Origin of the sequence: Pseudomonas sp. UBA3153, assembly GCF_002364635.1 — a bacterium.
Taxonomy (GTDB): Bacteria; Pseudomonadota; Gammaproteobacteria; order Pseudomonadales; family Pseudomonadaceae; genus Pseudomonas_O; species Pseudomonas_O kuykendallii.
Window position 1 is genome coordinate 23,680 of record NZ_DEYR01000014.1, and the last position, 24,912, is coordinate 48,591.

General features: G+C 66.1%; 23 protein-coding genes and 1 riboswitch. Of the genes, 7 read left to right on the forward strand and 16 right to left on the reverse strand.

Annotated features, from left to right (window positions below):
* Nucleotides 1–120: 120 nt before the first annotated feature.
* The 3 genes from B2X67_RS03410 to B2X67_RS03420 form a co-directional block, all read right to left on the reverse strand.
* On the reverse strand, nucleotides 121–1,488 hold the full coding sequence (locus B2X67_RS03410) for a DUF1329 domain-containing protein (protein WP_286784614.1): 1,368 nt from the start codon (nucleotides 1,486–1,488) through the stop codon (nucleotides 121–123).
* A gap of 31 nt (nucleotides 1,489–1,519) precedes the next feature.
* Nucleotides 1,520–3,457 (reverse strand): DUF1302 domain-containing protein, encoded by a 1,938-nt coding sequence (locus B2X67_RS03415; RefSeq protein WP_273231914.1) that lies wholly within the window; start codon nucleotides 3,455–3,457, stop codon nucleotides 1,520–1,522.
* Nucleotides 3,458–3,680: 223 nt separating this feature from the next.
* Nucleotides 3,681–5,363 carry a fatty acid--CoA ligase gene (locus B2X67_RS03420; protein WP_286784615.1) on the reverse strand — a complete coding sequence of 561 codons (1,683 nt, stop codon included), beginning with the start codon at nucleotides 5,361–5,363 and terminating at the stop codon, nucleotides 3,681–3,683.
* A gap of 245 nt (nucleotides 5,364–5,608) precedes the next feature.
* On the opposite strand from B2X67_RS03420, the gene B2X67_RS03425 reads away from it, so the two are divergent.
* The 4 genes from B2X67_RS03425 (at nucleotide 5,609) to B2X67_RS03440 (ending at nucleotide 8,998) form a co-directional block, all read left to right on the forward strand.
* A complete protein-coding gene (locus B2X67_RS03425; RefSeq protein WP_286784616.1) occupies nucleotides 5,609–6,571 on the forward strand; it encodes a 2-hydroxyacid dehydrogenase in 963 nt (320 codons plus the stop codon).
* A gap of 27 nt (nucleotides 6,572–6,598) precedes the next feature.
* On the forward strand, nucleotides 6,599–7,600 hold the full coding sequence (locus B2X67_RS03430) for a class I SAM-dependent methyltransferase (RefSeq protein ID WP_286784617.1): 1,002 nt from the start codon (nucleotides 6,599–6,601) through the stop codon (nucleotides 7,598–7,600).
* 102 nt (nucleotides 7,601–7,702) lie between these two features.
* A riboswitch (yybP-ykoY riboswitch) is annotated at nucleotides 7,703–7,836 on the forward strand.
* Between the two features lie 84 nt (nucleotides 7,837–7,920).
* Complete coding sequence (locus tag B2X67_RS03435; protein WP_286784630.1) at nucleotides 7,921–8,502, forward strand: TMEM165/GDT1 family protein; 582 nt, start codon at nucleotides 7,921–7,923, stop codon at nucleotides 8,500–8,502.
* 52 nt (nucleotides 8,503–8,554) lie between these two features.
* Nucleotides 8,555–8,998, forward strand: a complete 444-nt coding sequence (locus B2X67_RS03440; RefSeq protein ID WP_273231904.1) for an ester cyclase — start codon at nucleotides 8,555–8,557, stop codon at nucleotides 8,996–8,998.
* A 7-nt stretch (nucleotides 8,999–9,005) separates the two neighbouring features.
* Here the strand turns inward: B2X67_RS03440 and B2X67_RS03445 are convergent, their stop codons facing one another.
* A complete protein-coding gene (locus B2X67_RS03445; protein WP_286784618.1) occupies nucleotides 9,006–11,231 on the reverse strand; it encodes an ATP-binding protein in 2,226 nt (741 codons plus the stop codon).
* Nucleotides 11,232–11,420: 189 nt separating this feature from the next.
* Between B2X67_RS03445 and B2X67_RS03450 the strand changes: the two genes are divergently transcribed.
* Both B2X67_RS03450 and gap read left to right on the forward strand, forming a co-directional pair.
* Nucleotides 11,421–12,086, forward strand: coding sequence for a COG3650 family protein (locus tag B2X67_RS03450; protein ID WP_286784619.1), 666 nt, complete (start codon nucleotides 11,421–11,423; stop codon nucleotides 12,084–12,086).
* Between the two features lie 172 nt (nucleotides 12,087–12,258).
* Nucleotides 12,259–13,257 carry a type I glyceraldehyde-3-phosphate dehydrogenase gene (gap, locus tag B2X67_RS03455; protein WP_282343336.1) on the forward strand — a complete coding sequence of 333 codons (999 nt, stop codon included), beginning with the start codon at nucleotides 12,259–12,261 and terminating at the stop codon, nucleotides 13,255–13,257.
* Between the two features lie 9 nt (nucleotides 13,258–13,266).
* On the opposite strand, the gene B2X67_RS03460 is transcribed toward gap, so the two are convergent.
* The 9 genes from B2X67_RS03460 to B2X67_RS03500 form a co-directional block, all read right to left on the reverse strand.
* Nucleotides 13,267–13,773 (reverse strand): GNAT family N-acetyltransferase, encoded by a 507-nt coding sequence (locus tag B2X67_RS03460; RefSeq protein WP_286784620.1) that lies wholly within the window; start codon nucleotides 13,771–13,773, stop codon nucleotides 13,267–13,269.
* Between the two features lie 21 nt (nucleotides 13,774–13,794).
* A complete protein-coding gene (locus tag B2X67_RS03465) occupies nucleotides 13,795–14,700 on the reverse strand; it encodes a DMT family transporter (protein ID WP_286784621.1) in 906 nt (301 codons plus the stop codon).
* Nucleotides 14,701–14,787: 87 nt separating this feature from the next.
* Complete coding sequence (locus tag B2X67_RS03470; protein WP_282339671.1) at nucleotides 14,788–15,120, reverse strand: Na+/H+ antiporter subunit G; 333 nt, start codon at nucleotides 15,118–15,120, stop codon at nucleotides 14,788–14,790.
* Between the two features lie 39 nt (nucleotides 15,121–15,159).
* Nucleotides 15,160–15,429 carry a K+/H+ antiporter subunit F gene (locus B2X67_RS03475; RefSeq protein ID WP_282339673.1) on the reverse strand — a complete coding sequence of 90 codons (270 nt, stop codon included), beginning with the start codon at nucleotides 15,427–15,429 and terminating at the stop codon, nucleotides 15,160–15,162.
* A complete protein-coding gene (locus B2X67_RS03480) occupies nucleotides 15,414–15,911 on the reverse strand; it encodes a Na+/H+ antiporter subunit E (RefSeq protein WP_286784622.1) in 498 nt (165 codons plus the stop codon). Before B2X67_RS03480 ends, B2X67_RS03475 begins: the two co-directional genes overlap by 16 nt.
* Entirely contained in the window at nucleotides 15,908–17,407 is a 1,500-nt protein-coding gene (locus tag B2X67_RS03485) for a monovalent cation/H+ antiporter subunit D (RefSeq protein ID WP_286784623.1), read from the reverse strand. The genes B2X67_RS03480 and B2X67_RS03485 overlap by 4 nt, the downstream gene beginning before the upstream one ends.
* Nucleotides 17,404–17,733, reverse strand: a complete 330-nt coding sequence (locus B2X67_RS03490) for a Na+/H+ antiporter subunit C (RefSeq protein WP_286784624.1) — start codon at nucleotides 17,731–17,733, stop codon at nucleotides 17,404–17,406. Before B2X67_RS03490 ends, B2X67_RS03485 begins: the two co-directional genes overlap by 4 nt.
* Nucleotides 17,733–20,525, reverse strand: coding sequence for a monovalent cation/H+ antiporter subunit A (locus B2X67_RS03495; protein WP_286784625.1), 2,793 nt, complete (start codon nucleotides 20,523–20,525; stop codon nucleotides 17,733–17,735). The genes B2X67_RS03490 and B2X67_RS03495 overlap by 1 nt, the downstream gene beginning before the upstream one ends.
* Before the next feature lie 262 nt (nucleotides 20,526–20,787).
* Entirely contained in the window at nucleotides 20,788–21,249 is a 462-nt protein-coding gene (locus tag B2X67_RS03500) for a glycine zipper 2TM domain-containing protein (protein WP_273231877.1), read from the reverse strand.
* A gap of 186 nt (nucleotides 21,250–21,435) precedes the next feature.
* Here B2X67_RS03500 and B2X67_RS03505 point away from each other — a divergent pair, with 186 nt between their 5' ends.
* Complete coding sequence (locus B2X67_RS03505; protein WP_282339686.1) at nucleotides 21,436–21,672, forward strand: hypothetical protein; 237 nt, start codon at nucleotides 21,436–21,438, stop codon at nucleotides 21,670–21,672.
* On the opposite strand, the gene B2X67_RS03510 is transcribed toward B2X67_RS03505, so the two are convergent.
* From B2X67_RS03510 to B2X67_RS03520, 3 genes are all read right to left on the reverse strand, one after another.
* On the reverse strand, nucleotides 21,657–22,796 hold the full coding sequence (locus B2X67_RS03510) for a glycerate kinase (protein ID WP_286784626.1): 1,140 nt from the start codon (nucleotides 22,794–22,796) through the stop codon (nucleotides 21,657–21,659). The genes B2X67_RS03505 and B2X67_RS03510 overlap by 16 nt on opposite strands.
* 70 nt (nucleotides 22,797–22,866) lie before the next feature.
* Entirely contained in the window at nucleotides 22,867–24,234 is a 1,368-nt protein-coding gene (locus B2X67_RS03515) for a GntP family permease (RefSeq protein ID WP_286784627.1), read from the reverse strand.
* Between the two features lie 199 nt (nucleotides 24,235–24,433).
* Nucleotides 24,434–24,880: a PucR family transcriptional regulator gene (locus B2X67_RS03520; protein WP_286784628.1), complete on the reverse strand. Its 447-nt coding sequence runs from the start codon at nucleotides 24,878–24,880 to the stop codon at nucleotides 24,434–24,436.
* Nucleotides 24,881–24,912: the final 32 nt, after the last annotated feature.

The window sequence follows — 24,912 nt, forward strand, 5'->3', positions numbered from 1 at the left end:
GCTATCTCGAATAATTGTGCATGCAGACTAGCCCCTTGGACCGGGCATTTGAAGCGGCCGGATAAATCACGCAAAAGAAAAAGCCGGCCCAGGGGCCGGCTTCATCGTTCACGCCCGCGCCTAGCGAACGCCCGCCTGGCGCAGGGCCGCCGGGGTGAAGTCGCTTTCCGACGCCGAGTAGCTGAAGTCGTAGGACTGCTTCTCTTCGTTCTTCATGCCCAGCGCCAGGTAGCGGCCGGACTGCAGGTCGTACAGGGTTTCCAGGGTGTACCAGGGCACCTGCACGTTGTAGTAGTACTGCGAGTGCGCCTCGGCGACACGCCACAGGCTGTCGCGACCGTCGTAGTGGTCGATCACCGCGGCTTGCCAGGTATCTTCGTCGATGAAGAAGTCACGCTTGGCATAGATGTGGCGCTCGCCTGATTTCAGGGTCGCGGTCACGTGCCATACGCGGTGCAGCTCGTAGCGGGTCAGGTCCTGGTTGATGTGGCCAGCCTTGATGATGTCGGCGTATTTCAACTCGGGCGAGTCCAGCTTGTAGCTGTTGTACGGAATGTACAGCTCCTGCTTGCCGACCAGTTTCCAGTCATAGCGGTCCGGCGCACCGTTGAACATGTCGAGGTTATCGGAGGTACGCAGGCCATCAGCGGCGGTGCCCGGACCGTCGTAGGACACCTGCGGCGCGCGACGCACGCGGCGCTGGCCGGCGTTGTACAGCCAGGCCAGACGCGGCTCCTTCACCTGGTCGAGAGTTTCGTGCACCAGCAGCACGTTGCCGGCCAGGCGCGACGGCGCGGTCACCCGCTGCTTGAAATAGAACAGCACGTTGCTCGGCTTGCTCGGATCGTAATCCTTGAGCTGGTCGCGGAAGACGAACTCGTCCTGGAAGTAGACCAGCGAGTAGGAGCCGTTCGGCTGCGGCGTGGCCTGGGTCACCAGACGGCGCACGCTGCCGCCGCGATAGCGGGTGATGTGGTTCCAGATGACTTCCAGACCGTTCTGCGGAATCGGGAAGGGGTTGGCGGTCTGGAAGTTCTCCAGGCCGTTGCCGCCCTGCACCAGGTTGGTCTTGGTGGCATTCGCCTTGGTCGCGGCCAGCACCTTCTCGGGCAGGGTCGCGCTGCGGTGGGTCGGGTAGACCGGCATCTTGAAGGTATCGGGGTAGCGCTTGAACATCGCCAACTGGCCGGGGCTGAGCTTGGCCTTGTACTGCTCGACGTTCTGCGCGGTGATGGTGAACAGCGGCTTCTCGTTGGCGTACGGATCGGCGAGGAAGCCTTTGGCGTCCACGGTACCGGCGTTGGTCGGCAGGCCACCGGTCCAGGCCGGGATCGATCCGTCGGCGTTGCCGGCGCGCTCGGCGCCCACTGGTGTCAGGGTGGTATCCAGCTTCGCCGCCTGGTCGGCGGAGACCGCCGCCATCACGCTGGTAGCCAGCAGCGACAACGCCAGAACGCCGGTTTGCAGGAGATTTCTAGTCGTTTTCATTGTTATGTACATCCTCTTCTTATTCTGTCGCTTAGAAGTTCATGCCAACGCTGAGCGAAACGAAGTCGCGGTCGGTCTGGGTGTTGTAGTCGCCACCGAAGAAGTTGGTGTAAGCCAGGCTGGCGGTGTAGGTGTTCTGGTATTCGGCATCGACCCCAAGGCTGACAGCCTTGCGGCCTTCCTCGAAGTTGCCGCCAGGGCCCGGGGAATAGCCCTTGACGTCATGCGACCAGGCCACATTGGGGCGCAGGTTCACACCCGCGAAGACATCGTTGTAGTCCCAGACGGCGCGAGCGCGGTAGCCCCAGGAGTTGGAAGTAGTAAAACCGTCGTCGTTGCAGTATTTACTCGCGTTTTTCTGCGAGCCACCTGCCAGCGTACCGGCGTTCAGAGATTCGCATCGGCCATTGGGCAGCTCGCCCGGACCGTAGATAGGATCACGTCCGTAGCGGACGTCAGACGTGCTTTCCAGACCGCCTACGTGCGTAAGGCCAATCTCACCTACCAACGTCAGCCGCTCTGCACCCATCACTTGATCGAAGAAGTGAGTGAAGGTCGTCTGCAACTGGGTTATTTCCTTGCGGTTGTAGCCGTGCGTCGTACCGCCTGGCGTCGCCTGGACCAGGGAAACGGTAGGGTCGACGATGGTCAGGCCGCCGTAGAGAATGTCCGTTGTATTGATCTGCACGGGGGCATTGGGGCGATAGCTGATTTCGCCGCTCCACGCGGTGCCAGTAGGCAGCGTGGTGGAGAAGCTCAGACCATAGAGGCGAATATCCTCCGGATACTCCATGAAGTAGCTGGAATTACCCGCGACGATCAGCGGAGCGATGGACGTAGCCACCCCAGGAATGGCGCCTACCGGGACACCAGCTCCGCCCAATTGCGCGCCCAGACCGCCGGGGTTGCCCGGACTGAGCAGCGCCAAAGTACTTAGCCCAGCCGCATTGCCGCTGAAAATCGGCGCGCGGCTATGATAGTTCATGAAATAGGCGCCGAATTCGGTATCGAGCGGTACAGAAAAGTAGCGGAATGCCGTACCCCACTGACCGCTGTCACGGGCGTCATCATCCGGGCCGCGACGAACGAGAACACCCTCCTGCGAAGAACCGAAGTCCACGCCATTGTTGCCCAGAACAGCCAGTACAGCAGGTGACAGCGCGCCCAGGCTTGCAGCCAGATCTTCCTGATTGCGAAGCAAGGCAAGATTGGTATCGCACCCATCGGCGACCACATCGGGCTGGGAGAAGAAAGTGCCGCAGTTGTCGACGACGGTCTGATCCCACTCCAGTTGGTAGAACGCTTCCATCGACAGGTTATCGGTCAGGCTCTGCGAGACGTAGAACATGTTGACCGGAATAAGGCCTTCCTTGACCTCCGCACCCGGCCGACGGAACGCGGAAACGTCGATGGGGTTGATCGAGTTGATGCCATTCTGGATGAAGGTGCTCTCACCCCAACTGACCACCTGCTTGCCGAGGCGAACGGAGCCCGGCAGTTCGGCGATGTTGTAGTTGTGGTAGATGAAGGCGTCGAGGATCTGACCGCCGGAGGACTTCGCGCCTTCCTTACGGTTGGAGTCGCTGATGTTCTTGAATTCGCGGTTCTCGTCCTTCAACTCGAAGTCGTACCAGTACTTGCCGCGCACGAACACGCCGGTATCGCCGTACTTGAGTTCGAGGTCGTGGATACCCTTGAAGATCTTCGAGAAGGTCTCGCCGCGCTTGAAGTTCAGGTGGCTGTCGTCGGAGGTTTGCGACAGGCCGCGACCCCCATTGTTGACACCGATCAGGTCGGCGTCGGGTTTGGCCGTGGACCAGCTGGCGCCCACCGAGAGGGACGAATCGAACTGGCCTTCGATTTCACCGATGTTGAACGAAACGCCGAATGCAGGAGCGGCGATTGTGGAAGCGAGGCTCACGGCCAGAGGCAGCTTGGCCAGACGCCAGGTCTGTTTGATCTTTTGCATCGACGCTACTCCATTGTGTTTTTGTTATGGATGGTGCGGAGTGACTATAGCCAGCGGGTAGTACTGCTTGATCCCTCGAAAGTGTGATTTGCAGGTCCCTCCACGTCCCCGTCCCGCCCGTTTTCAAAGGGTTCCTCGAGCCGGGGTGATGTCGAAGAGCAATTACCAAGCCAAACGCTTGTTTGACTGATCGGTCACGTTGCTACCCGCGGCTACATGCAGCCTACAAGGTCGATAAAAACTCGCTTCCGGCCGCCTGCCAGGTAGCGATGTCCAAGCGGATACGCTTCTTGTCCAGCTTTCCCACACTGGTCTTGGGAATATCGGTAACAAGGCCGATCTGTGAGGGAATCGCCCACTTGTTGATGTGTCCCTGCTCTACGAAAGGTTTGAGGTGGTCCTTCAGCGTCCGTGCGTCGAACGCGCACCCTTCGCGAACGACGATCAGCGCGAACGGGCGCTCGCCCCACTGCGGATCGGGCACGCCGACCACTGCCACTTCGCGTACCGCCGGATCACGGCTGATCAGATCCTCGAGGGTCAGGGAAGAAATCCATTCGCCACCGGTCTTGATCACGTCCTTTATGCGGTCGCGGATGTCGATCACGCCCATGCCGTCCACGGTCGCCACGTCGCCGGTGTGCATCCAGCCGCCTTCCCACAACGCTTCGCTCTTCTCGGCTTCGTTGAAGTAGCCCTGCGTCAGCCAGGGTGCGCGCAGCACCAGTTCGCCCTGGGATTCGCCATCGGCAGGAAGGAAAAGCCCGTCGCCATCGACCAATGCGGCCTCGACCAGGGGCACCGGGACACCGGCCTTGATCCGGTAGGTGATGCGCTCATCCTCGTTGCCAGCGCGCAGCTCTTCGTTGAGGTGGGCGCAGGAGATCAGCGGGCAGGTCTCGGACATGCCGTAGGCCGCGGTGAGCTGGATGCCTCGCGCCTGAGCACTGTCGTAGAGCGCCCGGGTTAGCGCGCTGCCGCCGATGATGATCTTCCACCCGGCGAAATCCACGCCCTTCGCCGCCCGGGCGTTGAGCACCATCTGCAGGATGGTCGGCACGCAGTGGGAGAAGGTCACCTTCTCGCGCTTCCACAACTCGACCAGCAGTTCCGGGTCGTAGCGCCCCGGATAGACCTGCTTCACCCCGAGCATGGTCGCCACGTAGGGCAAACCCCACGCATGCACGTGGAACATCGGCGTAATCGGCATATAGACGTCGTCCGTGCCCATCAGGCGAATACTGTCCAGCGCGCCGACGGTGGTGCCCAGCGCGAGGGTGTGCAGCACCAGTTGCCGGTGACTGAAATAGACCCCCTTGGGATTGCCCGTGGTGCCGGTGGTGTAGAAGGTCGTGGCTACCGAGTTCTCGTCGAAATCGGGGAAGTCGTAATGCGGCGCGGCCTGCGCGAGCAGCCCTTCGTACTCGCCGATCAGCCCGGGCAGCTCGGCCTCCTGCTCGTCGCCATCAGTGAGCAGCAGGGTGCGCTGCACTGTCGTCAGCTGCGCGGCGATGCTTTGGTAGAGCGGCACGAACTCGGCGTTGACCAGTACGAAGCGGTCCTCGGCGTGGTTCATGGTGTACAGGATCTGCTCGGCGGACAGGCGAATGTTGATGGTGTGCAGCACCGCCCCGATCATCGGGATGGCGAACATGCACTCGAGATAGCGATGACTGTCCCAGTCCATCACCGCGACGGTGTCGCCTGCCTTCACACCCGCCGCGCTGAGCACGTTGGCCAGCCGCGCGACGCGCTCGTTGAAGGTGGCATAGCTGTAGCGCAGTGTGTCGCGATAGACGATCTCGCGAGTCTTCTCGTAGCGGATGCCGGACAGCAGCAGGCTCTTGATCAGCAAGGGATAGGCGTGCGCGTTCTGCGCAGGAGGGATGATACGGGTCTGCAACATGAGGCACCTGTTCGCGAATTTTGTTGTTATGCCGTGCACTCTAGGGTGGCGATGCGCCGGACAAATCAGTCAAAAGAATGATTTCCGGCTCCCGGCGAGGACGAAAAAGCGGCGCCTGGCATCGCTCAGCCAGCCGCCCGGCCGTTACTGGTACATCCGCGTGCGCGGCAACAGCCATTCGGGTTTTCAGCTCTGGTAGGCTGGGCGTCTTTGTCCATCACACGCCAAAACCAAGGTACAAGCTGATGCAAAACAGCAGCGCCGTGTTCCTCGACCACACCTCCCTCGACCTGGGCGACCTCGACCTCGCACCGCTGCGTCAGGTTTTCGCCGGGCTGACCCTGCACGAGAAAACCACGCCCGCGCAGGTGATCGAGCGCCTGCAGGGCCACAGCGTGGCGATCAGCAACAAGGTGCCGCTGGATGCCGCTACCTTCGCCGCCTGCCCCGACCTGAAGCTGGTGCTGGTGGCCGCCACCGGAACCAACAACGTCGACCTCGCCGCCGCCCGCGCGCATGGCGTCACCGTGTGCAACTGCCAGGGTTACGGCACGCCGTCGGTGGCGCAGCACACGCTGTTGCTGCTGCTCGCCCTGGCGACCCGTCTGCAGGATTACCAGGCCGCCGTACGCGCCGGGCGCTGGCAGCAGTCGGAGCAGTTCTGCCTGCTGGATTTCCCGATCGTCGAACTGGCGGGCAAAACCCTCGGCCTGCTCGGCCATGGCGAACTCGGCAGCGCCGTCGCCCGCCTCGCCGAAGCCTTCGGCATGCGCGTGCTGATCGGCCAGTTGCCCGGGCGCCCGCTGCGCGAGGGTCGCCTGCCGCTGGATGAACTGCTGCCGCAGATCGATGCGCTGACCCTGCATTGCCCGCTGACCGAGCAGACCCGCGACCTGATCGGCGCCGAACAGATCGCCCTGATGAAACCGGGTGCCTTCCTCGTCAACACCGGGCGCGGCGGCCTGGTCAACGAGCCGGCCCTCGCCGCCGCGCTGCGCAGCGGCCATCTCGGCGGCGCCGCCACCGACGTGCTCACCGTGGAACCGCCGAAGAACGGTAACCCGCTGCTCGACGCGGACATTCCCCGGCTGATCGTCACCCCGCACAGCGCCTGGGGCAGCCGCGAAGCCCGCCAACGCATCGTCGGCCAGTTGGCGGAGAACGCCGAAGCATTCTTCAAGGGCGCCACCATGCGCGTGGTCGGCTAAGCTAGCCGCTTTTTCCCTGGGGGACGCATGGATCCGCGAAGTGAAGTACTGCTGCGCCAGGACGGGCTGTTCGGCGGGCGCGTGCTGCTAGCCGGTCTTCCGGCCGACGATCTGCTCGGCTCGCTGCCGGCTGCCCGCGGCTGGAGCTGGCATGCCGGCGACCAGTCGGCACTCGAGGCTCGGTTTGCCGGGCGCAGCCACTTCGGCGTCGAAGTGCCGGCGACGGACTTCGACAGCGCGGTGCTGTTCCTGCCGAAATCCCGTGAACTCGCCGACTACCTGCTGCAGGCACTGGCAGCCCGACTGCCAGGCGCCGCGCTCTATCTCGTCGGCGAGAAGCGCGGCGGCATCGAACGTGCCGGCAAGCAGCAACTGGCCGCCTACGGCAACCCGCGCAAGCTGGACAGCGCCCGTCACTGCCAGCTGTGGCAAGTCAGCGTGGAAACCCCGCCGCCTGCGCCGGACCTGAATGCCCTGGCGCAGACCTTCAGCCTGCCGCTGGCGGAGGGACCGCTGCAGGTGGTCAGCCTGCCGGGCGTGTTCAGCCACGGTCGCCTGGATCGCGGCAGCGCCCTGCTGCTGCAGCACCTGGACGGCCTGCCGAGCGGTCCGCTGCTGGATTTCGGCTGCGGTGCCGGGGTGATCGGCGCCACGCTGAAACGGCGCTATCCGGACAGCGCGGTGACGCTGCTGGACGTCGATGCCTTCGCCGTCGCCAGCAGCCGGCTCACGCTGGCGGCGAACGGGCTGGACGCCGAAGTGATCGCAGGCGACGGCATTCGCTGCGCGCCCCGCGAACTGGCGGCGATCATCAGCAATCCGCCCTTCCACCAGGGCGTGCACACCGACTACCAGGCCACCGAAACCCTGCTGCGCGAGGCGGCCAGCCACCTGCTCGGCAAGGGTCAGATGCGCCTCGTGGCGAACAGCTTCCTGCGCTATGCGCCGCTGATCGAGCAGCACCTGGGCGCCTGCCGCACGCTGGCCGAAGGCGACGGATTTCGCGTGTACCAGGCCAACCGCGGCTAGCCTCGCGTGCGCCGCGCGGGGCGTCGTGCGCAGAGGCTTCCTGCGGTACATCGAAACAGGCACCTGCGGCGCTTGCCCGGACGGCAACGCTTGGGCACAATGCGCCCCGTCCTAGGGGAGTAGTCTCCCGCGAGCCGCTGCTCGCCCGGCACGCATCAACATGCTTGGTCCACAGACCATGGTGCGTGCGACCCGGAATCCAGCCGCCCGGCTGCGTTTCCAGGTTCGACAAGACCTATGACACGTACACCTTACCCGGGGCGGGAAGGCGGTGCGTGTCATGGTGAATTTGTCGACCCGCCCCTCAGGAAGCTGCTTTGCTGGAATCCCTGTTGGTCCCCACCCTGATCGTTGCGCTGGCGGAAATCGGCGACAAGACGCAATTGCTCGCCTTGCTGCTCGCCGCACGTTTCCGCCGCCCCTGGCCGATCATCTGGGGCATGGTGGCGGCCACCCTGGCCAACCACTTCGTCGCCGGCTACGTCGGCAACCTGGTCGCCGGGTTCTTCTCCCCGGCAGTGCTGCACAGCATCCTCGCGCTGTCCTTCGCTGCAGTCGCGGTGTGGACGCTGATCCCCGACAAGCTGGACGACGACGAAGACTCCAAGCTCAAGCGCTACGGACCGTTCCTGACGACGCTGATCGCCTTCTTCCTCGCCGAGATGGGCGACAAGACGCAGATCGCCACGGTGATGCTGGCCGCGCAGTACCCACACTTCCTGCTGGTGGTGCTCGGCACCACGATGGGCATGCTGGTGGCCAATGTGCCGGTGGTGCTGGCCGGCAACTTCGCCGCCGATCGCCTGCCGCTGACTCTGATCCATCGCCTCGCCGCCGCCTGCTTCGCCGTTCTCGCGCTGTTCGCCGGCTACAAGGCGCTGCAATTGGCCGGGTGGCTGTAGCACAGCTTCCTCGGTTTAAAATGCCCGCGACAATTGCGCCAGGGAGTGCGCCATGCAGCGGGAAGAAATGAAACGGGTGGTTCGCCGGCACATCGAACTGAGCTGGAACAAGGGCCATCTGCACCTGATTGGCCACCTGCACAGTCCGAATTTCCTCTACAAGAGCTCCTTCGTCGGACACGCGCTGAACGGCGAAGGCTTCATCGCCATGGTGGAGCAGATTCGCGACGCCATGCCGGACCTTGAAGTGATCATCGAGGACTGCGTCGCGGAGGGCGACCAGGTGGCCACCTGGAGCACGCTGATCGGCTGCATCGCCAAACCGGCGCTCGGTTATCCGCCGAGCGACAAGGTCCTGGCGATTTCCGCGATGGCCTTCTGGCGCTTCGACCGCATGGGCCAGATCGAGGAAATCTGCACGATGTTCGACATGGAGAGCTTTCGCGCGCAGCTGGGGTTGGAAGTCCGCTCGTTCGCCGAGAAGGCATTGCCCTGAGAGCGGATCAGCGCGCCGTCCTGGCCAGTTCCGCGCGTAACGCCTCGACCAGCGTCTGCACGTCGTAGGGTTTCGACAGCACGGTGAAGCCGTAGTCGCTCGGCGCACGCTCGGTGTAGCCGGTGGCGAGGACGATCGGCAGGTTCGGCTCCTGTTCGCGCAGGGCCTGCGCCAGGCCGATGCCGTCCAGCGTGCCGGGCATGACGATGTCGGAGAAGACGATGTCGAAACGCGGCTTGCCCGCTCCGCCGCGCCGCTCGCGGTAGCGCTGCAGGGCCTCGTCGGCATTGCCGACCACCTCGACCCTGAACCCCAGCTCGCGCAACGCGGGAGCGACCACGTCGCGCACCAGCGGGTCGTCGTCGACCAGCAGCACGCGGGCCGAATGCACGTCGGGCCGGGGGCCGGCGCTCGCCTCTAGGGGCACGCCGCCCTCCTCCTGGCTCAATGGCAACAACACTCGGACCCGCGTGCCTTCACCCGGCGCGCTCTGCAGCAGCACCGTGCCGTGCGCCTGGCTGGCGAAGCCGTACACCTGCGCCAGGCCGAGCCCGGTGCCTTCGCCGACATTCTTGGTGGTGAAGAACGGCTCGAAGGCCTTGGACATCACCTCCTCGCTCATGCCCTCGCCGCTGTCGACGATGCACAGCTCGGCATAGGCGCCGGCGGCGAGACCCTCGATCTCGCCCTCAACGACCGCGCGCTGCGCCAGGGAAAGCGTGACCTTGCCGCCGCGTGGCATCGCATCGCGGGCGTTGAAGACCAGGTTGAGCACCGCCAGCTCGCACTGCAGCGGGTCGATGAACACCGGCCAGGGGCGCTCGGGCAGCTCGAGCGTCAGGCCGATGCGGCTCGGCAGCGCGCCGTCGAGCAGGTCGCCCATCTCGGTGATCAGTAGGCGCAGGTCGACGTGCCGGGTCTCTTCGACCTTGTGCCGACCGAACGCCATCAACTGGCGGGTCAGCTTGGTGCCGCGCACCACCGACTTGTTGCAGGCCTCGATGGCCTTCTTCGCCCGTGGGTCGGTGGAGGCCATGTCGGCCAGTTGCAGGCCGATGGTCAGGGTCTGCAGCAGGTTGTTGAAGTCATGGGCGATGCCGCCGGTGAGACGGCCGAGGGCCTCGAGCTTCTGCGTCTGCTGCATGGCCTTCTGCGATCGTTCGACCTGCTCCACCGCCGCCGCAACCCGCGCGCTCATTTCCGCGCTGGCGTTCTGGATGCGTTCGCTGGCCTGGGCCAGCACCACCGCCGTGCGGTCGATTTCGGACATCCCGGTGGACGCCGGATGCACCGCCTCGCCGCGGCCCATGGCCTGGGCGGTGGCGTCGAGCATGCGCAGCGGCCGGGTGATCCGCCGGCCGACCCAGAACGCCAGCAGCGTGGCGACGCCGATCAGCAACAGGGCGAAGACGCCGACGACGGTCATCGCCCGCACCGCGCTCTGGCGTACCTCGCTGATGGGCAGGCCGATGATCACCGACCAGCCGGATTCCGGCGAGCGGGCGTAGAAGGACAGCAGAGGGATGCCGTCCAGCGACACGGTTTCCCTGAACCCCTCCTCGCTGCCCCCCAGCGCCTCGGCGATCGGCCCGGTGGTGTGCTTGCCGATGAACTTCTCCGGGGAGATGTTGCGCGCCACTATCCGGCCGCTGCCATCCACCACTGTACCGAGCCAGCCCTTGGGCAGGTTCTGGTCCAACAGCACATCGTTGATCTGGCTGGCGAACGAGCCCATGGAGAGGAAATAGCGAAGGGTGCCGTCGATGTAGATCGGGCGGCGGACCGAAAAGCTGTACTGCTTGCCGATCGGCGCCATGTAAAGGTTGGTGACATCGAATTCCGCCGCCGGATCGTCCAGCGGAGCGGCGAGGAAGGGCGTGTGCGGCAGCTCGGCGCCGAACGGCATGCGCGTGTTGAGCAACTGCTGGCCCTGGGTATCGACGAGGATGATCGAGTTTTCCCACGAGTCGGCGACGTCGCGGGCGGTGGTGTAAAAGCGTTCCAGGTCGGCGAGCGACAGCGAGGGAACGCTGCTCAGGGTACGGATGATCGCATTGCGCTGGGCGATGTCGCGGTCCACCGCCAGCGCCAGCGCGCGGGTGGTCTCGCGCATGCTCTGAGCAACGCGAGCGCGCTGATCCTGATAGACATAGCCGATGGCGAGAAGCGAGGCGATCAGCGTGGGGGCGAGAACCGCCATCACCAGCAGAGTGAGTTTGAAGCGAATCGACACGATAGGGTGACCGCAGCAGGCGGCCCCAGGTTCAACGTGGCCGAATGCGCCAAGCATAGAGGCGAACCCGCGCCCGGCGGAAGCTCCCAGCGCCCAATCATTGGTTTTTATTCTCGCCGGAGCTCGCCAGCAGGCGCTTGTGCGGGCCGGTCCGGCTGAGTAACGTGGCGGCACTTCGAGGAGACCCGCATGCCCGCCCGCTACTGGATCTACGCCCTGCTGCCGCTGTTCGCCGGCTGCGTCTACAACCCCGCCAACGATGGCGCGCCGAAGCCGCCGGTGCGCCTGCAGGGCGAACTCAACCTGGTCGATGGCCAGATGCTGCTGCGCCCGTGCCAGGAACAGCGCCACTTCGCCGTAACGGACGCCGCCGGCATCGGCCTGCTGGAGGACGCCCGCGAGCTGCTCGGCGGCGGCAGTGGGCCGCTGTTCGCCGATCTGAGCGGGTTCTACGGTGCGTCACGGGTCGACGGTACAGACGGCGAGTTCAAAGTCGAGCAGCGCTATCGCCTGCAGAACGACGCGCACGGCTGCGAAAACCCCAACTACCCGCGCCTGCTGCTGCACGCCGGCGGCCAGCAGCCGGACTGGAGCGTCGAGGTCGGCGAGCGCGGGCTGATGCTCGAACGCAGCGGCCAGCCGGCACAGGCGCTGCCGTATCTGGAGGAGCAGCTTCCCGAGGGCCGCCTCAACCTGACCAGCGAGGCCAACGGTCAGCGCCTCGAACTGTGGATCGCCCCGCAACGCTGCGTGGATGCGAAGACCGGCGCGGTGCAGAGCCTCTCCGCCGAATTGCGCGTGGACGGGCAGGTCCAGCGCGGCTGCGCCTACTTCGGCGGCGCCCGCACGCAGTAACGCTGCAGCCCGCGACGGCTGCCGGCTGCGGCGTACCGGCACCGGGCGCGTTCACATCGCGCGACATTTTCGCAATGCGCCGGCCGCTCAGCGGCGCCATTCTCTGCCGAACACGAGTAGTCTCGAAGGGCCTAAGCAGGTGTCAGCCACTTACCCGAAAAGGACATAGCTCATGTTGCGCATTGCCATCAATGGTTACGGCCGTATCGGCCGCGCCCTGGTTCGCTCGCTCTATGAACGCGGTCTGCAGGACCGCATTCGGCTGGAGGCGATCAACGATCTCGGCGACTACAACACCCTCGCCCACCTGACCCGTTTCGACTCCACCTTCGGCCGCTTCCACGGCGAGGTCGGGCTAGACGGCGACAAGATGCGAATCCAGGGCCAGGACATCCAGCTACTCAGCGTGCGCTCACCGGCCGAGCTGCCGTGGACCGGCCTGGGCGTCGATGTGGTGCTCGAATGCACCGGCAAGATGAAGACCCGCGAACTGGCGGCCCAGCACTTCACCGCCGGCGCCAAGCGCGTGCTGCTCTCGCATCCGATGGACAGCGCCGACCTGACCGTGGTCTACGGCGTCAACCACGACAAGCTCGGCGAGCAGACCATCGTTTCCAACGCCTCATGCACCACCAATTGCCTGGCGCCGCTGGCCAAGGTGCTGCACGACGCAGTGGGCATCCGCCAGGGCCTGATGACCACCATCCACAGCTACACCAACGACCAGAACCTGCTCGACAAGGAGCACAAGGACCTCTACCGCTCGCGTGCCGCCGCGCTGTCGATGATTCCCACCAGCACCGGCGCGGCCAAGGCCATCGGCCTGGTGCTGCCGGAGCTGGCCGGGCGCCTCGACGGCATGTCGGTGCGCGTACCGACGCCGAACGTGTCGCTGGTCGACCTGACCTTCACCGCCGAACGGCCGACCGACGTCGCCGCCGTCAATGCCGCCCTGCAGGCCGGCGCTGCGGCGCTGCCGCCCGGCGTGATGGAATGCAACGAGCTGCCGCTGGTGTCGCACGACTTCAACGGTTACCCGGTGTCCTGCGTGGTCGACCTCAACCACACCCGCGTGCAGGGCGACATGGTCAAGGTGATGGCCTGGTACGACAACGAGTGGGCGTTCTCCAACCGCATGCTGGACGTGCTGCTGGAGTGGACCGGGGCCTGATCGCCCGCGCTACGCCAACCGATACACGCAGACGGTCGTCCGCCCCGAACCCTCGGGGCGGCGGTCGGGATCGGCGTAGGTGTCCACCTCGACGAAACCGGCCTTGCGCATCATTCCCGCCGAGGCGGCGTTCTCCTCGTGGCGATCGATGTACACCGCATCGACGCCCTGGCTCTCCAGCCGGCGCAGCGCTGCGCCCAGCAACAGCGAACCCAGGCCTTTCCCCGCAAATCCCGGATGCACGGCGGCTTCGCTGATGTAGCCGTGAGGGCGGTCGCGCGACTCAGCGGGCTGGTAGCGGGCGAAGTAGCGCGAGGTCTGGAAGCTCACGAAGCCGGCCAGCTCGCCGTCGACCCACGCCATCAGCGCTTCCACCTTGCCCTCCGCCAGCCCGGCGAAGTGCTCGCGCAGCGGCCGCTCGGGCAGGTAGTTCCAGGGGTTTCGCGCGTGCTCGAAGAGAAACGCCAGCAGCCGTTCCGCGTCGGCGGATGTGGCGTTTTCGAGGCGTGGGTTCATGGTGGTCTCCTGCCGCAGGGCTCAGTCGAGGATGCCGCTCGGCGTCGGCGGCGTGTTGCGCCACTGGCTGAGGGCGACACCGGCGAACACCAACACCACCGCGACAATCTGGATCGCATTGAGCCGCTCGCCGAGCAGCAGCACGGCGAAGATCAGCGTGAACACCGGGATCAGGTTGGTGAAGCCCGAGGCCTGCGCTGCCGGCAGCCGGCTGACGCCGAAATTGAACAGACCGTAGGCACCGACCGTGACGACGATTCCGAGGTAAGCCACCGCGGCCAGTCCGGTGGCGCTGAAGTGGCTTGGCCAGGGCTCGTGCCAGGCCGCCAGCGGCAGGAAGAACAGCGCGCCAATGAACGCCTGCAGCGCGGTGAGCAGGAACGGCGAGTAACGCTCGGCCAGGTGCTTGACCAGCAGCGTGTAGCCGGCGGCGCTGAGCATGGCGAGGAACTCGAAGACGTTGCCCAGCAGGGGCGCGCTGGCGTGCTCGTCGGACTCGCCGGCCAGGCTCAGCCAAACCGCGCCGAGCATGGCGACGAAGAAGCCCGCCCACATGCTGCGGCTGATCTTCTCGCGCAGGAAGAAAAACGCACCGATCGCCACCAGCAACGGCAGCAGCGCGGTGACCATCCCGGCCTGGGCCGCGCTGGTGTGCTGCAGGGCGATGGACTCGAAGATGAAGTACAGGCACGGCTCGCAGACGGCCAGGCCGAGCAGATACTTCCAGTCGCCGGTCTGGTAGCGCATCTTGCCGCGCCAGCGCCAGGCGAGCAGGAACACCAGGCTGCCGAGCGCCATGCGGCCGAAGATCACCCACAGCGGCGGCAGCTCGGCGAAGGCGATCTTCAGGCCGATGAAGGCACTGGCCCAGAGCGCGGTCGCCAGAATCAGGCAACCCACCGCCACTCCCTTTCCCTGCCCCGCCATAACCTGCTCCCGTGAAAAAAGGCCGTCAGTCTAACGGCGGCGGTTTGGCGGGCACAGGCACAGCGAGCCAGCAAAACTGTGCGCCTGTCAGTCTTCCCCGGGCTGGCCGCGGGTGCGCTCGACCAGCCTGACCTTCTGCTGCAGCGCCGCCCGCGCCAGCATGTGCGCGCTGACCGGCGCGGTGATGAACAGGAAGATCGCCAGCAACAGCTCTTGCAGGCTGAGCCGGTGCTCGCTGCCGGCGAAGAACAGCATCGAGGCGATGATCAGGCTACCCACGCCCAGCGTCGTCGCCTTGGTCGGCCCGTGCAGGCGGGTGAAGAAGTCCGGCAGCCGGTACAGGCCGATGGCGCCGATCAGGGCGAAGCTGCAGCCGAGCAGCAACAGCGCCGATACCGCGATTTCGATCCAGATGTTCATGTCGTCTCCCGCAAGGTCATAGGGACCTCGTCCGCCCCGTCAATCGATGATGTCGCCATGCAGCAGGTGCTTGCCCAGCGCCACGGTGGTGACGAAACCCATCACCGCGATGAGCAGCGCGACCTCGAAGAAGGTGCCGCTGCGCAGCCAGATGCCGAGCAGGACGATCAGCGCCAGCGCGTTGATCGACAGTGTATCCAGCGCCAGCACGCGATCCGGCATGTCCGGGCCCTCGATCAGGCGCAGCAGGTTGAGCACCACGGCGAGCGCTTGCATCGCCAGGCACAGCGGAATCACGTAGGCGAACATTCGAATATCTCCAGCAACGGGGCTTCGTAGCGGCTCTTCACCTGCGCCACCAGGTCGTCGGCATCCTCGAGATCGAGCACATGCAGCAACAGCCGGGTGTGATCGGGACTGAGGCCGGCGGACACGGTGCCCGGCGTCAGCGACAGCACGCTGGAGAGCACCGCGAGGACGAACTCGTCGCGAATCTCGATGGGCACCTCGACGAAGGCCGGGCGCAACCGCTCGCGCCGGCCGAGCACCAGCCGCGCCACATGCAGGTTGGCGATGACGATGTCGTAGAACACCAGCAGGGTGAAACCCACCAGCTTCGCCGGTTTGCGCAGGTGTGGCATCTCGAGCAGGAAAGGCCGGCAGAGCAGCGGGATGGCGACGCCAAGCAGGCCGCCCAGGAGGAGCTGGCCAAGATCCAGGCTGTTGGTCAGCAACAGCCACATGACGATCAGCAGCAGGCTCAGGCCCGGCTGCGGTAACAACCGCTTCATGCGCCACCTCCGACGATCCGCATGTAGGGCGCCAGGTCCAGCAGCTGTTCCGCCGTCGCCTGCAAATAAGCCTGCAGCGGCCCGCCAGCCAGCACCAACAGCGGCGCGCCGAGCAGCAGCCCGCTGCTGGCGATCAGGCGCAGCGGGTCGTGCTCGACCATCGCCGACGGCTGCCCGCTTGCGCGCCAGAACAGCGTACTGCCGGCCCGGCTCAGCGCCACCAGCGCGCAGAGCCCTCCCGTCAGCAGCACCGTCCACAGCATCAGCGCCGGGTAACCCATCGGCGCCGCGCGCAACAGCAGCAATTTGCCGATGAACCCGGAGAACGGCGGCAGCCCGGCGATGGCGATGGCGCCGACGAAGAACAACCCGCCGAGCAGCAACGGCTGCTGCAGCGCCGGCCCGGCCGTCAGCGCGCCGGCCTGCTCGCCACGCTGGCGGGCGATGAGGTCGGCGAGCAGGAACAGCCCGGCGGAAATCCAGGTGCTGTGAATCAGGTAGTACAGCAGCGCGGCGATGGACGCCGGCGAGCCCAGCGCGATGCCGGCCAGCAAGGTGCCGACCGAGAGGATCATCAGGTAACCCAGCAGCATCTGCAGCGTGCGCGCACCCAGCGCACCGAGTGCCCCACCGATCACAGTGAGCAGCGCCAGCGGCCACAACCAGTCGCGCGCCAGGTTGGCCAGTTCGCCGGCCTCGCTCCCATAAAGCAGGGTGAACACCCGCAGGATCGCGTAGAGCCCGACCTTGGTCATGATCGCGAACAGCGCCGCCACCGGCGCGGTGGCGCTGGCATAGGCACGCGGCAGCCAGAAGTACAGCGGCAGGACCGCCGCCTTCAGGGCGAACACCACCAGCAGGAGGAAGCCGGCCGCGGCCAGCAACGGGGTTTCGCTGGCACCGGCCTGGCCGATGCGCAGCGCCAGGTCGGCCATGTTCAGGGTGCCTGTGAGACCGTAGAGGGTGCCGACACCGAGCAGGAAGAACGATGAGCCGAGCAGGTTGAGCAGCACGTAATGCATGCCCGCCCGCACCCGCTGCGCGCCGCCGCCGTGCAGCAACAGGCAGTAGGAGGCGATCAGCAGGATCTCGAAGAAGACGAACAGGTTGAACAGATCGCCGGTCAGGAAGGCGCCGTTGATGCCCATCAGCTGGAACTGCAGCAGCGCGTGGAAGTCGCTGCCCCGCTCGTCGTCGCCGCGGCAGGCGTAGAGCGCGACGAAGCCGGCCAGCACCGCAGTTACCACCAGCATCAGCGCGCTCAGCCGGTCGAGCAGCAGGACGATGCCGAACGGCGGCTGCCAGCCGCCCAGCGCATACAGGCGCAGCTGGCCGTCGCTGGCCTGCGCCAGCAACAGGATGCTCAGCGGCAGCAGCAGCCAGGTGGCGCCCAGCGACACGCCGCGGCGCAGGCCCAGCGGCATCCGCGCGGCGGCCAGCAACAGCGCGCCGACGAACATGGGCAGGAGGATCGGCAGGATCAGCGCATGCTTCATTCGCGCGGCTCCTCGCCATCCACGTGATCGGACTTCACCTCGCCGAGCGCGCGCAGCGACAGCACCACGACGAAAGCGGTCATGGCGAAACCGATGACGATGGCGGTCAGCACCAGGGCCTGGGGCACCGGGTCGGCGTACTCGCCGGTCTTGCCGAGCACCGCCGGAATGCCGCTCTTCAAGCGGCCCATGCCGAACAGGAAGAGGTTCACCGCGTAGGAAATCAGGGTCAGGCCCATCACCACCGGGAACACCCGCGCGCGCAGCAACAGGTAGACGCCGCAGGCGGTGAGCACGCCAAGGGTGACGGCGAACAGGGCTTCCATCAGAGCACCTCCTGGCTGCTTTCGTCCTGGCTGACGTGGCCGATGTTGGACAGGATCAGCAGGGTGGCGCCGAGCACCGTGAGGTACACGCCGAGGTCGAAGAACAGCGCGCTGGCCAACTCCACCTCGCCGATCAACGGGATTTCGAAGTGGCCGAACGCGCTGGTGAGGAATTCGTGACCGAACGCCCAGCTGCCGACGCCGCAGAGGCCGGCGATGAGGATTCCGCTGCCGGCCAGCGCATGCAGGCTCCACGGCAGCCGCTGCTGGGTCCAGCCGACGCCGTGGGCGATGTACTGCAGGATCAGTGCGACCGCAGTGATCAGCCCGGCGATGAAACCGCCCCCCGGCTGGTTGTGGCCGCGCAGGAAGATGTACGCCGAGACCAGCAGCGCCAGCGGCAGCATCACCCGCGACAGGCTGTCGAGGATCATCGGGTGGCTGTCGGTCGACCAGCGCCGGCCGTTGCGATCGTGCAGCGGATGCGGCAGGTGCAGGCCGCGCAGCAGGCCGTAGACGCCCACCGCGGCGATCGCCAGCACGCAGATTTCGCCCATCGTGTCGAAGCCGCGGAAGTCCACCAGGATCACGTTGACCACGTTGCTGCCGCCCCCGCCGGTCAACGCGTTCTCCAGGAAGAACGAGGCGATGCCGTCGTAGGGGCGGGTCATCACCGCGAACGCCAGCAGCGCCACGAGAATGCCGGCGCCGCTGGCCAGGATCAGGTCGCGGAAGGCGCGCAGGCTGCTGGATTCCGCCGGCGTGCGATCGGGCATGAAGAACAGCGCCAGTACCAGCAGGATCAGCGTCACCAGCTCGACGCTGAGCTGGGTCAGGGCCAGGTCCGGCGCCGAGTAGCGGGCAAAGGTCAGGGTCACCAGCAGGCCGGCGACGCTGAGGATCATCAGCGCTGGCAGCCGGCGGCGATGGAAGCCGACGGTGAGCAGCCCGCTGAGCATCAGGATGCCCAGGCCAAGCACGCTGATCGGGTCCAGTGGCGACAGGCGCTCGCCGCCTTCCAGCGCATGCAGCGGCCCCAGCGCGACCGCCACGCAGAGCAACGCACTACCCAGCATCAGTGCCAGGTAGCGCTGCAGCGAGCCGTTCTCCAGCCACTCCGCGAGGCGTCGGGCCGTCCTCACACCGGCCTGTACCAGCCCCTCGAACACGGCTTTCGAATCGATCGCCGGCAGCCCGTCGTACCAGCGGTACAAGGGTCGCCGGAAGACGTAGACCGCCACTCCGCCCGCCAGCGCGACGACGCTCATCGCCAGCGGCAGGTTGAAGCCGTGCCAGATTGCCAGGCTGTACCCGGGCAGTTCGCCGCCGAGGCTGGAGGCGGCCGCCGCGGCCAGCAGGGGCGCCACGGTGTAGCCGGGCAGCATGCCCACCAGCAGGCACAGCAGCACCAGCACCTCCACCGGAATCTTCATGAAGCGCGGTGGCTCGTGCGGCGGGTAGATCGGCAGGTCGCGCGGCGCGCCGTTGAAGAACACGTCGTGGATGAAGCGCAGCGAATAGGCCACCGAGAACACCCCGGCCAGCGTCGCCGCGATGGGAATCACCCAGTTGAAACCGCCCAGCAGGTTCTGCCCGAGGGTCTGACTGAAGAACATTTCCTTGCTGAGGAAGCCGTTGAGCAGTGGCACCCCGGCCATCGCCAGGCAGGCCACCATTGCCAGCACGGCGGTGTGCGGCATGAACCTCCAGAGGCCGGCCAGGCGGCGCAGGTCGCGACTGCCGGTCTCGTGGTCGATGATTCCCGCGGCCATGAACAGCGACGCCTTGAAGGTGGCGTGGTTGATGATGTGGAAGATCGCCGCGACGTTGGACAGGTCGCTGTCGAGCCCGAACAGCAGGGTGATCAGGCCAAGGTGGCTGATCGTCGAATAGGCCAGCAGGCCCTTGAGGTCGTGCTGGAACAGCGCCATCACCGAACCGAACAACAGCGTCGCCATGCCGGTCAGGCCGACCAGGTAGAACCACCAGTCGGTCCCCGACAGCGCCGGATACAGACGCGCAAGCAGGAACACGCCGGCCTTGACCATGGTCGCCGAGTGCAGGTACGCGGAGACGGGCGTCGGCGCAGCCATCGCCTGCGGCAGCCAGAAATGGAACGGGAACTGCGCTGACTTGGTGAACGCGCCGAGCAGCACCAGGATCAACGCCACGGGATAGAGTGCGTGGGCGCGAATCCGGTCACCCGCCGCGAGCACATTGGGCAGCTCGAAGCTGCCGACGATCTGCCCGATCAGCAGAATGCCGGCGAGCAGCGCCAGGCCGCCGAAACCGGTCACCGTCAGCGCCATGCGGGCACCTTTACGCGCCTCGCCGGAGCCGCTCCAGAAGCCGATCAGAAGGAACGACGAAAGGCTGGTCAGCTCCCAGAACAGCAGCATCAGCAGGAGGTTGTCGGCCAGTACGACGCCGAGCATGGCACCCATGAACAGCAACAGAAAGGCGAAGAAACGCCCCATGGGCTCGCTTCTCGCCAGGTAGTAGCGGGCGTAGAGGATCACCAGCAGGCCGATGCCGAGGATCAGCAGCGCGAAGAGAAAGCCCAGGCCGTCGAGGCGCAGGCTGAGGTCCAGGCCCAGCGCCGGCATCCATTCCAGCCGGTAGACGAGGTGCTCGCCGGCGAACACAGCAGGGTACTGCGCCAGCAGCAAGGCCAGCGCGACGAAGGGAGCGACGGCGGCGCCGAGGGCACTGACCGGACGCCCACTGCGGCCCACGAACGCACTCAGCAGTACGCCAATGAACGGCAAGGCGATGATCAGCGCTAGCACCATGAGCGGGTCCTTTGTTCCAGTCGCGCGGGTGGCCTTCGATTATCCGTAACTATCGATCCAGCGTCATGGATATAAGTATTACTAAAACTGAACGCGCCACCGCCGGCCCCGCGAAAAGCCGATACGCGCCGAGGTTAGGCTGCATAAGCTCGATTTGATTCCGGCGAATTCGCCGAGGGAAGGGAAAGAGGAGAACGGAGCGAGGAAAACACCGCCCGGCCGGCAGGCGAGGCCTGGGCGGGCGGCGAATGAGGAGGGAAAATCAGGGGCTGACGCGGCTGGTACCGTCCACGGTGAGGATGCGCACGCGCTGGCCAACGCGGAACACCTGGTTCGGCTCGACCTCCTGGACGTAGGCACGCATGCTGCCGTCGTCTTCACGCACGGTGATCTCGACGCCCTGGGTCTTGGTGAGTCCCTCTTCCGCCGCGGAGCCGAGCAGGCCGCCCGCCACCGCACCGATCACCGCCGCGACCAGGCTGCCGCGACCACCACCGACGCCGCTACCGGCGACACCACCGACGACCGCGCCGGCACCCGCGCCGATCGGGGTCTTGGTGCCTTCGATCTTCACCGGACGCAGGGCTTCGATGCTGCCCATGCGCACGGTCTGCACGACGCGCGCTTCGTCGCGGGAATAGGTGTCGCCAGTCAGGCTGGAAGTACAACCGCCCAGAGCCAGGCTCATGGCGGTGAACGAAGCGATCAGGGCAGGCTTGAACATGACAAATCTCCAAAAGGACATGGTCTTGTAGACCGCTCGCCGCTCCACATGTCACGGCGAGTGCCCACGATTCTACGTTTTTTCGGTTTTGCGCGACAGCGCGGGCGGTGGCCGCCGCGACACTGACGACCTTTGCCAGGTGGGCCTCATCCGCTAGTCTGGCCGGCTTTTACCCGAGACGACGTCATGGATTACTTCATCATCGCGGTGGTTACGCTGGCCGGCCTTTACTTCCACTGGTGGCTCTATGTGCGCATCCGCCGCTGGACCGATCGCGACCTGGCGCTGTCCCTCGGCGGAGACGACAAGGACAAGCGCGACTACATGCTGCAACGCCTGCAACAGGCACGCGGCGAAGGGATCAAGCGCCGCGACCTGCCGCAGTGGCTGCAGCGGGCCGCCGACGACTACCGTCGCGACTGAGCCAGTCGCCAGAGTCGGGCGACGTCCGCCGCGCGCGCGCGCAACTGCACCGCCGCCTCGGCCATAGCCTGCTCCAGCGGCATCGGCCCCGGCACCAGGCTGAACGCGGCATCGATGCCCACCTCGTAGAGTTTCTGATAGCCGTCACCGAGACTGCCGGCTATCGCCACCACCGGCACGCCCGCCGCCTTCGCGACCCTTGCCACGCCCATGGGGGTCTTGCCGTGCAGGCTCTGCGCATCCAGCCGACCCTCGCCGGTGATCACCAGATCGGCGCCCTGCATGGCCTCGGCCAGGCCGCTGAGTTCGGCGACGACCTCGACCCCCGGACGAAAACGCGCCGCCAGGAACGCCCGCGCCGCGAAACCCAGGCCACCCGCCGCACCGACACCGGGAGACTCGGCGTGATCCTCGCCCAGCGCCCGCGCGGCCACCGCGCCAAAGCGCCGCAGGGCGGCGTCCAGTTCCTGAACGTGCTGCGCCGTGGCGCCCTTTTGCGGACCGAACACCGCCGAGGCGCCCCGCGGCCCGCACAGCGGGTTGTCGACATCGGCGGCGACTTCCACCTGCACCTGCGCAAGGCGTGCGTCCAGACCGTCGAGATAAATCCGGTCGAGCCTGGCCAGGGCGGCGCCGCCCTCCTCCAGGTCGTGCCCTTCGGCATCGAGGAAACGCACACCCAGGGCGCGCAGCAAGCCGCTGCCGCCATCGTTGGTGGCGCTGCCGCCCAGGCCGAGGATGATCCGCCTGGCACCCGCGTCGAGCGCTGCGCGAATCAGTTCCCCGGTGCCAAAACTCGAGGTGATCCGCGCATCGCGTTGAGCCGGCGCCAGCAGATGCAGGCCACTGGCCGACGCCATCTCGATCACCGCGGTGTCGTCCTCGAGCCAGCCCCAGTGCGCGCTCACCGCCTCGCCGAGCGGGCCACGCACGAGCGACTCGCGGCGCTCGCCACCGGTGGCGGCCAGCAGGGCGTCCACCGTGCCTTCGCCACCGTCGGCCATCGGTTTGGTGACGATCTCGGCGTCCGCATAGACCTGCAGCCAACCTCTGGCGATGGCCGCAGCGACGGCGTCGGCGCTGAGGCTTTCCTTGAACGAATCGGGAGCGATGACGATTTTCATGGGGTACCTCGCGGCCGGGCCACCACCCGCAGGTGGCCCGGTTATTACGGTTCGAAGGATAACGCGGGGGTCAGAGCAGGATCAGGCTGAGCAGCCAGACAGTGACGATGCCGGTAACACCCTGTACCAGCGTAGCCATGGTGACGGCGCGGTAGGCGGTGCTGACTTTCATCCGGCTGAACTGGGAAACCACCCAGAAGAAGCTGTCGTTGGCGTGCGACACGGTCATCGACCCGGCGCCGATGGCCATGACGGTGAGGACGCGGCCCATTTCGCTGTCCAGGCCGAGGTTGCCGAGCAGCGGCGTCATCATCGCCGAGGTGGTGACCAGCGCCACCGTAGTGGAACCCTGCGCCGATTTCAGCGCCGCTGCGACCACGAAGGGCATGAACAGGCCGATGCCCAGGGTCGACAGAGTCTCACCCAGGTAGGTGGCCAGCGGGGTGACCTTGAGGATCGCGCCGAACGCGCCACCGGCACCGGTGATCAGCAGGATCGGCGCGGCCGAGACGATGCCCTCGGCGACGAAGTCATGGAACTGCTGGCGCTTGCCGTCGCCCTTGAGCAGGCTGCAGGCAAGTGCCAGGCCGACCAGCAGGGCGATCACCGGCAGACCGACGAAATTCAGCACGTTGTACAGCAGGCCGTCGCCGAGCGGCTTGCTGGGGAAGGCCGCGACCGAGCCCAGGCAGATCAGCGCGATCGGCACGAAGATCGGCGCGAACGCCTGCCAGGCGCTGGGCAGCGTGCCGTAGCGGGCCTTCAGCTGTTCGAAATCGACGCCGTCGTCGAGCAGTTCGCTCGGCGCTTCGTCCAGCAGTTGCTTGTCGTCGGCATGCAGATAGAGGTTGGCCCAGAGCATCCCGGCCAGCGCGGTGACCAGCGCGACCAGCAGGCCGACGCCGATCACCAGGCCCAGCGAACCTTCCAGACCGAGGTTGCCGGCGGCGGCGATCGGCCCCGGGGTCGGCGGCACGAAGGTGTGCGTCGCGTAGAGACCGGTTGCCAGCGCCACGCTCATCGACACCACCGAGACCTTCATGCGTGCGGCCAGAGCGTTCTTCAGCGAGTTGAGGATGACGTAGCCGGAGTCGCAGAACACGGGGATCGATACCAGGTATCCGATGATCGACACGGTGAGGGTAGGAAAGCGCTCGCCGAGCAGCTTGATCACCGATTCGGCCATGGTGATGGCCGCGCCGCTGCGCTCGAGGATCACGCCGATGATGGTACCTAGTACGATGACGATGCCGATGTAGCCGAGGATGCTGCCAAAACCGGTGGTTATGGTCTTGACGATGTCACCGGTGGGGAGCTGGTAGGCGAAACCGGCGATCAACGCGGCGCCGAGCAGAGCGAGAAAAGGGTGCAGCTTGAATCGGGTGGTGGCAAGCACGATGAACACGATCAGTGCCACCAGGATCAGGACGAGTCCCATGACCATTTTCCTCAGATTTTTTTGTTATCGAGTGGGGATATCCCCTGCCATGCCGTGATGCGCCGCGCTGCTGGCGGGCACCGAAGACGGCAAGCCTCCATTCTCACCGATGCGGCGCTCTGCGCGCCTTGGTCGTCCGCACAATATACCGGCGACGAACGAGCGATATGAGGGTCATCTGCACAACCAGCCAACAGGGTTAGACCAGCCCCAGCCCCAGCGAGAGGTACAGGCGCTGGTCCAGTCGAAGCGGGTCCAGCCCGCTGATGGTGGCGATCCGCTCGAGCCGGTAGCGCAGGGTGTTGCGGTGGATGCCCAGGCGGTCGGCGCAGACCTGCACCTGCCCCAGGCAAGCGCACCAGGCGTCCAGGGTGGCCTGCAGCGTGCCGCTGGTGTCCTCCGCCAACAGTTTGCGCAGCGGCTCCAGCCAGCCGTCGAGTAACCAGTTGCCGCGCTGGCTGTAGAGGAACACCGGCAGGCGCAGCTGGTCGAGGTCGAGCAGGCGCTGCGCCGGATGCCGTGCCCGCGCATAGCCTTGCAAGTCGCGCAGCGCGATACCGGCTTCGCGCAAGTCGGCGAGTGTCGCCAGCGGCCCGCTGACCATCAGGCGTGCGAGCCCCCAGCCACGCGGGTCGGCGCGCCGCATCCAGGCCGAGATCGGAAGAGCGGGTCAGCAGG